Source organism: Pseudomonas sp. B14(2017) (genome assembly GCF_002113255.1).
Lineage (GTDB): Bacteria > Pseudomonadota > Gammaproteobacteria > Pseudomonadales > Pseudomonadaceae > Aquipseudomonas > Aquipseudomonas putida_Z.
In genome coordinates, this window is sequence record NZ_NEJY01000009.1 from 127040 (window position 1) to 139725 (window position 12686).

Consider the following 12686-nt stretch of genomic DNA (forward strand, 5'->3'; position numbering starts at 1 on the left):
CGTGCGAGCGTCCATTATTTTTCCTGCCAATAAATACTGGCGAGCGTTTGGTAACCATTTTCTTGGCTTCGTGTGGTAAAAGCCGCGCCAATCACAGGAACGGATCTTTTGTAATACTGGACTTTGAACTGGTTGGCGTCATTGACGATGATTTTGCGCTTGTAGCCGTTGGCTTTCAGGACGGCGTACACATCATTTTCAGCTATCTTGTCAACCCCGGAGTACACGAACTCATGCACATTGAGGAAGCCGGAATTATTGGGCTTCTTGTAGGACTTCTGAAGCGTGCCCCTGAGTAGAACATAGATAGAGTCACTCAGGTGCAGGACATTGGCGGACTTATCTGTTGTCGTAACATCACCTGTTGGTGGTTGTTCACAGCCGGACAATATTGTTGTCAGGATCGCAATAATGAAAACATACAGCTTCATGATGTGGTCACTTCCAGCAGTGACAGGCCTGGGCGGTTGACCCAGGTCGTCAAGTCGTGTGTGTTGCAGTCCAAATCGAGTGAACAGGCTGGGGCCAAAGCCGTTCATGCTTTCAGAGGGCCTGATGCAGATACCTAGCATTTGTGAAAACAAAATGCTTCCAGTGGGACTGATCACGTCTTCAAAGGTTCTGAATCACGGCGATTTCCCGCTCTGCCATTTTTTCAGCGGAACTCTGCCCGCGAACACGTTTGGCTGCTGCCTTGGATTTCTCTATGAACGTGTTGCCATTGAGGTACATATCCTCGATCGCCTTTGCCAGTTGCTCATAGCTCTCCGGTTCGACTACGTACCCGGATGTGTTGTCGACGAACTCAGGAACGGCAGCCACGGCAGTAGTTACCGGAACGAGGCCTGATGACATGGCTTCGTCGCGGGATACACCTTGGGTATCCATGCGGCTTGGGCAAAGGAAGATGCCGTAGTCCTTGTGTGTATCGGCAATTTCCGAGTGGTTGAGGAAGCCCTGTTGGATCTTGACGTTGCCGTAACTGCGCAGCGGTGCCAAGGTTTCTTCAAACAGCGGGCCGTCGCCGATCAGGCAGAACTGCATGTCGTTGAACCATGATTTGCCCGCCAGGCTCTGGATCGCCTTCACGGTCAGGTCGTTGGCATAGGTCTTCGAGGTATATGGACGGATGGACAGCACTTTCTTGCGCTGCTCGGCCAACTTCTCGCGATGGTCGAACAGGTCGGTGTTGATTGGGTTGTGAATGATTTCGAACTGGCCTTCAGGTAGGCGGAAGCCAAGGTCTTCCATCACTTCTTCCGCGAAGTAGCGCGATACAAATACCAGTTTCAGGTTCGGGTGCATCGGTTGCAGCAGTTCGCGCCAGAACGTCATGCGTTTTTCGCTAGCGAGCTTACCCAGACGCAGTTGCTCATCGGTGGTGAAGTTGTACTCGCGACGCCACCAAGGCTGGATATCCGCACCATGTACCCAGACAGTGATACGCGTGCTATTCAGGAACGGACGCAGTGCGTTCCACATCTGCTCGTCGAGGAAGTGCACGAGGATCGACTTGTAGCGATTCTTCTCGAGCATTTTTGTCAAGGTCGAAGTGCAGCCGGTAACCACATCGACGTTCTGGAACTCGTGGTAGCTGACCGTTTCGTTCGGTCGCAGACGGAATACGTCTACGTTGACCCCACGCTCTTGGTAGGCCGTGACCCGGGTGTGCACGAACTTGTTGCGGTACAGATCTGAGTAGGCCGGATAGTGGTTGGTCAATAGCAAGTGCTCCCCGCGGCCCATCATTTCAGATGGCTGCAGGTTGCGGTGTCCCAGGACCAGTGCCTTCAGTTCGGTGCTACCCGCAGAGTAGGCACGCAGACCGAAGCGAATGTAGGCAGCTTCCGGTGGAATATCGGAAGTTTGGTTACGGTTGGCATGTTGCATCACGTGGCTGATGCGCTGCTTGTCGGCATCAAGGAACAGCACGACCAACTGCAGGTTCAGGCCTGGCGTGCAGTCAACAAACAGCTTGAGGCGCCCATCTTCACAGCCCAGTTCATCCACACGGACTTCCTGCTGGGCGTAGATGTACTCATGCTTGCCGTCGGCCAGCTTGGAGTGCACGCGCCAGGTATCGCCATCAACGACCAGGTCAACGAACTTGTTGCGGATGATGCCAAACATCTCAGCCAAACCGCGCCCCGTGATTTCCGGCGCGTCATGGTTGATCTCTAGCGGGGCAATGGATTGTGCACGCGCTTGCAGTTGATCGATGGTCATGCCGAGATTCAGCTCAAGGTCATTAACCTTGGCGCTGATGCTCTCCGGGTGTGCAGCACCGTTCTCACAGTAGTTGAACGGGTCGATGGCCAAGCCTTGAGCATGGTTGTACTGCAGCGTCGGCAGACTCTTCAGCCAGCTGCGCAGTTGCTGGTTGGCAACGATCCCGGTCGCAACCAGCGCGCGGCGGGCACTCAGCGTCTGGGTTGGGCGGTAGGCTTGTTCATTCGAAAGCAGTTCTGCACTTTGGCCTGTGCAGGTAAAGTGGGCCGCTTTACCGACAACTTGGGCGCGGCTATAGCGGGTTGCTAGCGCCAGATCCAGCAGGTAGTTCGGGCCGTAGTAATCGCCAGGCACAAAAGCGGCGATCCAAGGTGCATTACCAACCAGTTCACCCAGCGAGGTTTTTTTCAGCTGGCCAGGCTTAAGCACCTGGATGCGTGGATCATCGCCGACGATGCTGCTCTGGTCGGTATCGCTGATGACGATCATTCGTACTTGGCTATAAGTCTGGCGATCCAGGTTCGCACGCAACAAATCGAACTGCTGGCGGTCGTGCGCTTCGCCGATGACCACAATCTCCGGCAGGCGCTGGGCCTTTGCGGTACCGGTAACCTTGCTCATCACGTATTCCAGGCGCTGAGTGTAGGTATGCTCTTGCATTACTTTACGCAGGGCAGCCAGCCGCAGCTTGTCAGTGTTCAGCGGGTCTTCCGCCAGCAGTTGCAGGCGACGGAGCATTTCTTCGCCGTTGTCGGTGGTAACAACCAGGTCGCCGAACAGCAGGCGTACGCCGCGAGAGAAGTTGCTCACGGTGAGGGTATTGCAGCCGAGCAATTCGAAGACGCGACGGGCAAACATCGATTGAGATTGCTTGATCGAGTTCAGGTTGATCGCGTAGCGATAGCCCTTGTAAGCCGTGTCGATTTTCTCGAAGGGCAGGGTGCCGACGATGTACGGCTGGTATTCCGCAGGGAACTGGTAGTTGACGTCGTTCTTGCCGAAGTTGCGATCGAAGATTTCCAACGGACGGAACTTCGGCAACTCGCAGACGAAGTTGCCCAGATCGCGGGTACGCTCCGGGTAACGCGCGTAGTAGGCGCCAGCGAAGCAGAAGGCGTCTTTGCGCTCGTACAATTCGATCGGGTTATGCAGCGCTGGCTGGCAGGCGAACGGCAGCAGGTAGACGCGGTCGTGACCGAGCGCACCTTTGTAGCGGTGAATGCAGTCGATATCGGTGGTGAATACATGATCGAACTGCTTGGCAGTGGTCAGGAAGGTCTCGAAGTGAACCGGGTCTTCCTTGTTCCAGAACACGGTCGGTACCTTGTTCTGACGGCACCAGGCCAGAATGTCCTGCAGTTCCTGGCCGTTGTGGCCTACTTTGCTGCCCCACAGGTCATCCTTGCCGCGCCAGGCGGACTCGATGAACAGCAGCTCTGGACCAAATCCTTCGATTTCTGCTTTCCAGTTGGCTGGCGTCAGCGGCATCAGGTCGCATTCAAAGCGGTAGGATCCGAAAGTGAACTCATCCATCACGCACGCCACTTTCAGACGGCTGACAGGCTGATCGACCTGGCGTAGCAGAGTAGTGCGGCTCTGTTCGCTGGTCGGCAGGGCCGCTGGCAGCTTCAGGTAGTTCTCGTCCTGTACGACAGGTGCTGGCGGCAGCAGTGCCTTGCGTGGTTCGTTGGCCAGCAGCTTCTGCTCGTTTTGCTGGCGTTGCTGGCTGGCTTTGCGGTACAGGCGCAGCAGGCGTACGGGCAGCTTTACCAGGCCGCCCAGCGAGGTGGCGCTGTTCTTTATCTGGTAGCCGAGCTGATAGGTCATGCTTGCGCGGGTTTTCACCAGGCGCTGCTCTGCCAGGTTGCGCTGGGCGTTAGCGCGACCGAGGTCTTCGTTGAGTTCATCGATCTTACGTTGCTGAGCGGCGCTGCGTTCAAGCAACTGACTGATGCTGGCCTTCAATTGCGGGATCTGTTCGCCTGTCAGGGCGCGGTACTTCATGTTTGCCGCGCCAAGGCCTGCCTTGGACGAGTTGATCTCGGTTTCAAGTTGTTGGCGGAGACTCTGCCACTCTTTGTTGGTGGCAGCGAGGCTGGCTTCGGCTGCCTGACGGCTGGTGCTTTCCAGCATCAATTGCTCTTCGAGCATGTCTTTGGCCTGGCCAAGCGACTCAACGGCCTCTGTCAGAGCCGCTCGCGCTTCTTCAGATTCAGTTTTGGCGAGTGACAGGTTATGCAACTGGTCTTCCAACTGGGAACGTTGTTCAACCAAGGCATTGATGGAGTTTGCCTGGGCGCTATGCTCACGCTGGCTTTGTGCTTGAGCGTCGCACATTAACTGCAACTGGTCTTCCAACTGGGAACGTTGTTCAACCAAGGCATTGATGGAGCTTGCCTGGGCGCTTTGCTCACGCTGGCTCTGCGCTTGAGCGTCGCTCATCAACTGCAGTTGAGCTTCCAATGCAGCTTGATGAGCGCGCAGATCGGTGATGGTGGCGATATGGCTATCAATGACTTCCCTCGCCTGAGCCAACTGATCGTTTACAGCCTTGAACTGCTTTTCCTGCGCCAGTTGCTTCTCTGCGGCGCCCCGCAGTTCCTCAGAGGCCTCCGTCAATTGCCTTTGTGTTTCGGCGTGTTGATTCTGGAGCTTATCGTATTGCTGTTCAGCGTCTGCGAGGCTTTTTGCGCGAGCCTCCTCAACCGCCACGAATTTCTGTTCCAGTAGGCCATACTGTTCGGTGGCTAAACGATACTTTTTGTTGGCCTCCACCAGCCACTGCTTTACCTCTTCAAGCTCATGGGCAATCTGAGTCTTGGTATCGAGGCATTCCTGGTTGGTTTTTTGCAACGTGGCAATCTCTGCCTCGCGGTTTTGCAACTGTTTGGCAAGGGCGTCAGCTTTTTGGGCTTCCGGTTTGAGCTGGGCGATCTGCTCAGTAGCACTGCGATACTTTTTGTTCGCTTCATCCAGACGCTTGCTAATTGCGCCGAGATTTCCCCGCAAAGTGCGCTCGATGGCTTCGAACGCCTTTTCCAGTTCACGAACGCGATCAACAGTCAGCGAGTCGATTACACCTGGCTTATGCGTTTCGCTCTTCACCGCAACGATGCCCAGCCACTTGCCGAGCACCTTGACTTCGACAATCTGCAAGTGCTCGGCCAGCAACCGGAACGGTTCCATCAGGTAGAACGTGTGCTTGTGGTCAATGAAGTCATTGACCCCGAACGGCACGGTAATCACCAGGCGGCCACCCTGCTTGAGCAGGTCGTGGGCCTTTTCGACGAACAGTTCCGGTCGCACCAGGTGTTCGAGCACTTCGCTGATGACAATGGTTTCCGGTTCAACCTCGAGCGTGTCCAGCGCGAGGAAGTCTGAATTGATATACGTGACGTTCTGCTGGATGTGGGCCGGTTCGGCAGACAGGTAACCCTTGGCCTCTGCGATGGCCTGCGGGCTGGTATCCACACCGGTGACCTGGCAGCCTTCACGTGCCAGCAGCAGGGGCACGATGCCCTGCGAGCAGCCGACATCCAGGATCCGGCGCCCTTTGACCTGGGCGCAGATCCAATGGATGCGGGACTGCGTTTCCCGCATGAACTGCTCCCCCAGCTTGCCGTAATAGGCTTCCATCACACGGTCATGAATATCGGCCAAAGGTGAAGGCAGCTCTGTGTTCACGGTAGGTTTCTCAAGCGTGGGGTTGTTCATGCGGTTTGCTCCATCAAGCCTGGGTAACGCCGGCGGCGTCGATCACGAATGCCGCGTCGCGCACGTTGAAGGTGCCGCGGAATTCGCGGTGCTTCACCAGCAGTACGTGGATGTCGGCGCTGTCCTGGGCAAAGTCGAAGTCCACATGCTCGTGGCGCGCCAGGCGCTGCGGCAGGGCTTCGATGTTCGGCTCGACCAGTTGCAGGGTGGCTTCCAGCTCGTTGCCCAGGCGCTCGGCAATGCTCAGGGCAGGGCTTTCGCGCAGGTCGTCGATGTCGGCCTTGAAGGCCAGGCCGTAGCAGGCAATTTTCACTTGCTGGGCCGACTTGCCCGGGTTCTTGATCAGGAAGTTGGCCAGGGCCATCTTGACCTTGTCGATCACCCACTCAGGCTTGCTGTCGTTGACCACGCGGGCGGTGCGGATCAGGCGCGCCTGCTCTGGGGTCTGGCTGACGATGAACCATGGGTCGACGGCAATGCAGTGGCCGCCCACGCCTGGGCCTGGCTGCAGAATGTTGACGCGCGGGTGGTGGTTGGCCAGGCGAATCAGCTCCCACACGTCGATGTCCAGCTTGTCGCAGATGATCGACAGTTCGTTGGCGAAGGCAATGTTCACGTCGCGGAAGCTGTTTTCGGTCAGCTTGCACATTTCTGCGGTGCGGGCGTTGGTGACGATGCACTCGCCTTCAACGAAGGTGCGGTACAGGCGTACGGCAGCTTCAGAGCACTTCCTGGTCATGCCGCCGATGATGCGGTCGTTTTCCACCAGCTCGCGCAACACGTGACCTGGCAGCACGCGCTCAGGGCAGTGGGCAACGCGGATGTCGGAGTCTTCACCGTGGGTTTGCGGGAAGCTCAGGTCCGGGCGGGCCTGGGCCAGCCAGAAGGCCATCTGCTCGGTGGCGCCGACAGGGGAGGTGGATTCCAGGATGACCAGGTCACCCTTTTTCAGCACGGGTGCGATGGCCTTGCTGGCGGACTCGATGTAGCTCAGGTCCGGCTGGTGGTCATCCATGAACGGGGTTGGCACGGCGATCAGGAAGGCGTCGGCAGCTTCCGGAACGGTGGAGGCGCGCAGGAAACCCTCGGTCACGGCAGCGTGTACCACCATGTCCAGCTCAGGCTCGACGATGTGGATTTCACCACGGTTGATGGTGTCGACTGCGTGCTGGTTTACATCGATACCGATCACGTGCTTCTTGCGGGCGGCGAAAACGGCGGCGGTTGGCAGGCCGATATAGCCCAGGCCTACGACGGAAATCTTGTTGAAGCTCATGCTACTTCCTTGGAACGGGAGAAGTTGGAAAGTGCGTCGAGGATTCGCGCGCACGCTTTTCCATCGCCGTAGGGGTTGTGGGCGAAGCTCATCTCGCGATAGGTCGCATCGTCGGTCAGCAGTTTCGCCAGGTTTTCGGTGATCGATTCCACGTCGGTACCCACCAGCTTGACGGTACCGGCAGCCACGGCTTCCGGGCGCTCGGTGGTGTCACGCATGACCAGTACCGGCTTGCCCAAGGCTGGGGCTTCTTCCTGGATACCGCCGGAGTCGGTCAGGATCAGGTAGGAACGGGTCATCAGGTAGACGAACGGCAGGTAGTCCAGCGGCTCGATCAGATGAATGTTGTTGACGTCGGCCAGCAGGCGGTTGACCGGTTCGCGCACGTTCGGGTTGAGGTGTACCGGGTAGACGATGTCCACATCAGGGAATTGACGCGCGGTTTGCACCAGGGCCTGGCAGATGCGCTCGAAGCCGCCACCAAAGTTTTCGCGGCGGTGGCCGGTGACCAGCACCATGCGGCGCTCAGGGTTCAGGAAGCTGAACTGGTTTTCGAACTGGCTTTTCAGCTCGGGGCTTTCCAGCTTGCGGACCACTTCCAGCAGCGCGTCGATCACGGTGTTGCCGGTGGTGTAGATGGTCGCGGCGTCCGTACCTTCACGCAGCAGGTTTTCCTGCGAGGTGGAGGTGGGCGCGAAGTGCAGGGCGGCCAGCGCGCCCGTCAGGCGGCGGTTGCCTTCTTCCGGCCATGGCGAATACAGGTTGCCTGTGCGCAGGCCGGCTTCCACGTGGGCAATCGGAATCTGCTGGTAATACGCGGCCAGGCTGGTGGCCAGGGTAGTTGCGGTGTCGCCGTGCACCAGTACCACGTCAGGCTTGAACTCGGCCAGCACAGGCTTCAGACCCTGCAGGATGGCAGTGGTCACATCGGTCAGATCCTGGCCGGGTTTCATGATGTTCAAGTCGTAGTCGGGTGTGATCTCGAACAGCTCCAATACCTGGTCGAGCATCTGGCGGTGCTGGCCAGTTACGCAGACACGCGACTCAAAACGGTCGTCCTGGGCAAGGTTGAGGGCCAGGGGGGCCATTTTGATGGCCTCTGGGCGGGTGCCAAATACGGTGAGGGTCTTGAGGGACACGGCGACGGTCTTCTGTGTATTGATGTAAAGGCGATTGGATCTGGTGTTACGGGGTGCAGATCACAGGTATTACGCAAATCGGCCGGGGGGAGTGGCCTAGGGGGCTCCACACACGCAAGCGCGAACGGGGGGCTTTGAAGGTGGTGAAGAAAAATTCATGTGGCTCGGATCCTTCAAGCATAGCGGTTGTCCAATGACCGCAAATTTATCATTTCGTCATCAAGATGACATCCCGTATGGCACGTTTTTTTCCCCTGATCGTCCGAATTTGCCTCTATCTATCGGATGATTGGATCCTATTTTTGAAAGTTGCATCAAGAAAAACGATTGTTTGATGTTATTCAGGCATCATGCCAATAAAGTCAATACAACCGAGGCATACGACGAATGGGATGGGGCCTTGTCCGGCAAGGCTTGTGGGAAAAACAACAGCTTTTGGTCTGAATGAAACCTAGGTTAAACGGGAATTTACCTAGCGGCGATTTGCTATCGCCTTTGTTTCATGAACTTATCCTGAAATATGGCGTAACGCCATTGCTTTTGGGTGGGCGAAGTTGCTTTTTTTAATGTCGGATTCGGTAACGATTAACCAGGTCAAGAGCCTTTTTGCAAAATGGCAGAGCCGCTAGGGTTGATTGCGCAGTCGAAGGAAAACGGCTGCTGGAAAATGACCAACCCAGGAGTGTTCACCATGCGTAACAACGTTCTGTCGTACCTGCTGCTGCCGCTGTTCGCCAGCCTGTCCTTTTCCCTTAGCGCTGCCCCGGCCAGCGCCACGGCGGTGCCCGAGCCGGTCCCGGTGGTAAGCCAGCAGCAGGCCCAGCAGCCGCAGCGGCTGGACCTGAACACCGCTGACGCGCTTACTTTGCAGAAGGAGCTGAACGGGATAGGGAAGGCCAAGGCTGAGGCCATCGTGGCCTACCGGGAGGCCAATGGGCCGTTTGCCTCGGTGGATGAGCTGCTGGAGATCAAGGGGATTGGTAATGCGTTGCTGGAGCGCAACCGGGACAAGGTGATGGTGGAATAAGGGGGGAGGGGGCTGGGGTTTGTGTCCTGGCCCTGACTTTCATGAAGTAGGCGATCTAATTGGCTGGTTGACGCGCCCTGTAGGAGCGGCCTTGCGTCGCGATAGGACTGCAAAGCAGCCCCAGCTATTCCTGCAGTGCCGCTGAACCCCGGGGGCCGCTTTGCGGCCCTTTCGCGACGCAAGGCCGCTCCTACATCAACCGTAACAGCCGGTCAGATCGTGGCAGCGCCAGCGACCGGGGTGCGCTAGCGGTCCTGCGCATCCTTGGCATCCGCTTCGGCATTGCGCTCATGCACCTTGCGCAGCTGTTCTTCGGTCAGTGGCAGTTTCTTTGCCGTGTCGCGCAGCAGCATCAGCCCGCCGACGATCGAGCCGAGCGCTATGATGAGTATCAGCCAGGCATACCAGGGCATTTTCGTTCTCCTTTGCTGGTGATGGGCAGCGCTTGTACAAATGTTGAGCAATTGCCCGTTCCGTTGGTTCAATTATAGGAGCCAGCCACTGTCGGGCCAATTCCGTGACCCGCGGGCCCCAAAGCCTGTGCCACTTCGTTTACAATGCGCGCCGTTTTCGACTTGCCAAGAGACCCTGCCCATGTCCGCCTGCCAGACGCCCCTGATCGTCGCCCTGGATTTCCCTACCCGTGAGGCCGCCCTGAAGCTGGCTGACCAGCTTGACCCTGCGCTGTGCCGGGTGAAGGTTGGCAAGGAGCTGTTCACCAGCAGTGCTTCGGGCATTGTCGAAACCCTGTGCGACAAGGGCTTCGAAGTGTTCCTGGACCTCAAGTTCCACGACATCCCCAACACCACCGCGATGGCGGTGAAGGCTGCCGCCGAGATGGGTGTATGGATGGTGAACGTGCATTGCTCCGGTGGCCTGCGCATGATGGCGGCCTGCCGTGAAGAGCTGGCCAAGCGCAGCGGCCCGCAGCCGTTGCTGATTGGTGTGACCGTGCTGACCAGCATGGAGCGTGAAGACCTGGCCGGCATCGGCCTGGATGTCGACCCGCAAGAGCAAGTGCTGCGCCTGGCGGCGCTGGCCGAGAAGGCTGGCATGGACGGTTTGGTGTGCTCGGCGCTGGAAGCCCCGGCGCTGAAGGCGGCGCACCCGTCGCTGCAATTGGTGACCCCAGGCATTCGCCCGGCGGGCAGTGCGCAGGATGACCAGCGCCGTATCCTCACCCCGCGCCAGGCACTGGATGCGGGTTCGGATTACCTGGTGATCGGCCGGCCGATCAGCCAGGCTGCCGATCCGGCGCAGGCGTTGGCTGCGGTGGTGGCGGAGATTCGAGGGTAAGTAGCCCGCGTTGTAGAGAAAGGCCAGCATGAGAGTGCTGGCCTTTTTTGTTTGGTACATGGCACCGCCTTTGGCGGTGATCGCCGGCAAGCCGGCTCCCACAGAAGAGCGCAGCCTCACAGGCAGAGCTGGACCTGTGGGAGCGGGTGAGTCAGCTTTTGGATTTTGGGTTGTTCCCTCAAAGCCTGTCAGTGCAGCTTGTTCTTGGCCAGTTCGATGTCGTTCATCAGGGCCTTGGCCATGGCCAGCAGGTAATCGGCGGAGCCCAGCAGTTTGTGGTCATCTTCCATGTCGCCTTCGCGCACAAGGTGCTTGATGTAGCCCAGCAGCACTGACACGTGCTCGTAGGCATCATCGATCGGCACGCCGGGCTGTACGCGGAGCAGGTCGAGGGTGGGGTTGCCGGCTTCGAGGAAGGTTTCGAGGCCTGCGGTGAGGATGGGGGAGGGGGTGTTCTTTTTCATGGTGAAAATCCAGTGCGTGACGAGGAGCAACCACCCGGATCTTTCTCACGGACAAAGGTGGCAGCCATTGCGCGGGGTGAGAAACCGGTGCACTGACGCCGGCCAAGCCAAAGCCTGCCCGCGAATGGCTGCCATTGAACAGTGGAGCAGCAGTGCATAACAGGTTCTCACACCCGGTCACCAACATGGCGACCCGGTGAAGTTATCCGTGAGGGATTTCCCCGACAATTCAGCTGCTTCCGACCGCTGCGTAGGATAGTTCGCTTGTTGCTTCAAGCTGAAGCGGTGGGGGCAAGGTTCAGGAAAGTCTGACGCGCTGCGAGCGAGGTGCGGCAGTTATCGCCGGGGCCGCTGTGCGGCCCAATCGCCGGCAAGCCAGCTCCCACAGGTACAGCGTCGGGCTCAAGGGTGGCGCTGTACCTGTGGGAGCTGGCTTGCCGGCGATGAGGCCAGTGTTGGCTACCTCAATCTGAAACCTTGAGCACCAACTTGCCAAAATTCTCCCCGCTGAACAGCTTCAGCAAGGTCTCGGGGAAGGTCTCCAGCCCTTCCACCACATCTTCCTTGCTCTTCACCTGCCCGCTGGCCAGCCACCCGGCAATCTCCAGCGCGGCCTTGCCGTAATCCTTGGCGTAATCCATCACCACGAAGCCTTCCATGCGCGCTCGGTTTACCAGCAGCGACAGGTAGTTGGCCGGGCCTTTTACCGCTTCCTTGTTGTTGTACTGGCTGATCGCGCCGCAAATCACGATACGTGCCTTGAAGTTGATGCGGGTCAGCACGGCGTCGAGGATGTCGCCGCCGACGTTGTCGAAGTACACGTCCACGCCTTTGGGGCATTCGCGCTTCAGGCCGGCCAGCACGTCTTCGGCCTTGTAGTCGATCACCCCGTCAAAGCCCAGTTCGTCCTTCAGGTACTGGCACTTCTCGGCGCCGCCGGCAATGCCGACCACGCGGCAGCCTTTGATCTTGGCAATTTGCCCGACAATGCTGCCCACCGCGCCGGCCGCGCCGGAAATGACCACGGTGTCACCGGCCTTGGGCTGGCCGACGTCCAGCAGGGCGAAGTAGGCGGTCATGCCGGTCATGCCCAGCGCCGACAGATAGCGCGGCAGGGGCGCCAGGCTGGGGTCGATCTTGTGCAGGCCCTGGGGTTCGCCAGTGAAGTAGTCCTGCACGCCAAGGGCGCCGCTTACATGGTCGCCCGGCTTGTAGGCAGGGTGGTTGGAGGCAACCACTTCGCCAACACCCAGCGCGCGCATCACCTGGCCCAGGGCCACGGGCGGGATGTAGGACTTGCCTTCGTTCATCCAGCCACGCATGGCCGGGTCCAACGACAGGTACAGGTTGCGCACCAGCACCTGGCCTTCGCCGGGTTGTTCGGCGGGCACGGTCTCGAAGCTGAAGTCGTCACGGCGCACGGCGCCGACCGGGCGTTTGGCGAGCAGGAAGCGGCGGTTGGTGTTGGTCATGGCGGGTCCTTGTGGGCAATGGAAGGGGGAGGCGTCAAATCTACCCTGTTGATGTAGGCAGGTCCTTAA

At 58.6% G+C, this 12686-nt stretch carries 9 protein-coding genes; 2 read left to right on the forward strand and 7 right to left on the reverse strand.

Going from position 1 to position 12686, the window contains the following annotated elements:
- Positions 1-14 precede the first annotated feature (14 nt).
- From CAG34_RS11330 to wecB, 4 genes are all read right to left on the reverse strand, one after another.
- Complete coding sequence (locus CAG34_RS11330; protein ID WP_085590037.1) at positions 15-431, reverse strand: hypothetical protein; 417 nt, start codon at positions 429-431, stop codon at positions 15-17.
- Between the two features lie 181 nt (positions 432-612).
- The gene (locus CAG34_RS11335; protein WP_085590038.1) at positions 613-5943 is read right to left on the reverse strand and encodes a glycosyltransferase; all 5331 of its coding nucleotides are present in this window, start codon (positions 5941-5943) and stop codon (positions 613-615) included.
- Positions 5944-5956: 13 nt separating this feature from the next.
- On the reverse strand, positions 5957-7219 hold the full coding sequence (gene wecC, locus CAG34_RS11340; RefSeq protein WP_085590040.1) for a UDP-N-acetyl-D-mannosamine dehydrogenase: 1263 nt from the start codon (positions 7217-7219) through the stop codon (positions 5957-5959).
- Complete coding sequence (wecB, locus tag CAG34_RS11345) at positions 7216-8358, reverse strand: non-hydrolyzing UDP-N-acetylglucosamine 2-epimerase (protein WP_085590042.1); 1143 nt, start codon at positions 8356-8358, stop codon at positions 7216-7218. Before wecB ends, wecC begins: the two co-directional genes overlap by 4 nt.
- 691 nt (positions 8359-9049) lie before the next feature.
- On the opposite strand from wecB, the gene CAG34_RS11350 reads away from it, so the two are divergent.
- A complete protein-coding gene (locus CAG34_RS11350) occupies positions 9050-9385 on the forward strand; it encodes a ComEA family DNA-binding protein (protein ID WP_085590160.1) in 336 nt (111 codons plus the stop codon).
- Positions 9386-9630: 245 nt separating this feature from the next.
- Here the strand turns inward: CAG34_RS11350 and CAG34_RS11355 are convergent, their stop codons facing one another.
- Complete coding sequence (locus tag CAG34_RS11355; RefSeq protein WP_010952850.1) at positions 9631-9798, reverse strand: DUF2897 family protein; 168 nt, start codon at positions 9796-9798, stop codon at positions 9631-9633.
- Between the two features lie 181 nt (positions 9799-9979).
- On the opposite strand from CAG34_RS11355, the gene pyrF reads away from it, so the two are divergent.
- Entirely contained in the window at positions 9980-10681 is a 702-nt protein-coding gene (pyrF, locus tag CAG34_RS11360; RefSeq protein WP_010952851.1) for an orotidine-5'-phosphate decarboxylase, read from the forward strand.
- Between the two features lie 188 nt (positions 10682-10869).
- Here pyrF and CAG34_RS11365 read toward each other — a convergent pair whose 3' ends face one another.
- Positions 10870-11145, reverse strand: a complete 276-nt coding sequence (locus CAG34_RS11365; protein ID WP_038409084.1) for a DUF3077 domain-containing protein — start codon at positions 11143-11145, stop codon at positions 10870-10872.
- 464 nt (positions 11146-11609) lie between these two features.
- Positions 11610-12617 (reverse strand): NADP-dependent oxidoreductase, encoded by a 1008-nt coding sequence (locus CAG34_RS11370; protein ID WP_085590044.1) that lies wholly within the window; start codon positions 12615-12617, stop codon positions 11610-11612.
- Positions 12618-12686 lie beyond the last annotated feature (69 nt).

What these genes read in the sequence shown, in the direction of transcription:
- CAG34_RS11355 (WP_010952850.1), bottom strand. Translation starts at nt 9,798, where the DNA reads ATGCCCTGGTATGCCTGGCTGATACTCATCATAGCGCTCGGCTCGATC.
- CAG34_RS11330 (WP_085590037.1), bottom strand. Translation starts at nt 431, where the DNA reads ATGAAGCTGTATGTTTTCATTATTGCGATCCTGACAACAATATTGTCC.
- CAG34_RS11335 (WP_085590038.1), bottom strand. Translation starts at nt 5,943, where the DNA reads ATGAACAACCCCACGCTTGAGAAACCTACCGTGAACACAGAGCTGCCT.
- CAG34_RS11370 (WP_085590044.1), bottom strand. Translation starts at nt 12,617, where the DNA reads ATGACCAACACCAACCGCCGCTTCCTGCTCGCCAAACGCCCGGTCGGC.
- wecC (WP_085590040.1), bottom strand. Translation starts at nt 7,219, where the DNA reads ATGAGCTTCAACAAGATTTCCGTCGTAGGCCTGGGCTATATCGGCCTG.
- CAG34_RS11365 (WP_038409084.1), bottom strand. Translation starts at nt 11,145, where the DNA reads ATGAAAAAGAACACCCCCTCCCCCATCCTCACCGCAGGCCTCGAAACC.
- CAG34_RS11350 (WP_085590160.1), top strand. Translation starts at nt 9,050, where the DNA reads ATGCGTAACAACGTTCTGTCGTACCTGCTGCTGCCGCTGTTCGCCAGC.
- pyrF (WP_010952851.1), top strand. Translation starts at nt 9,980, where the DNA reads ATGTCCGCCTGCCAGACGCCCCTGATCGTCGCCCTGGATTTCCCTACC.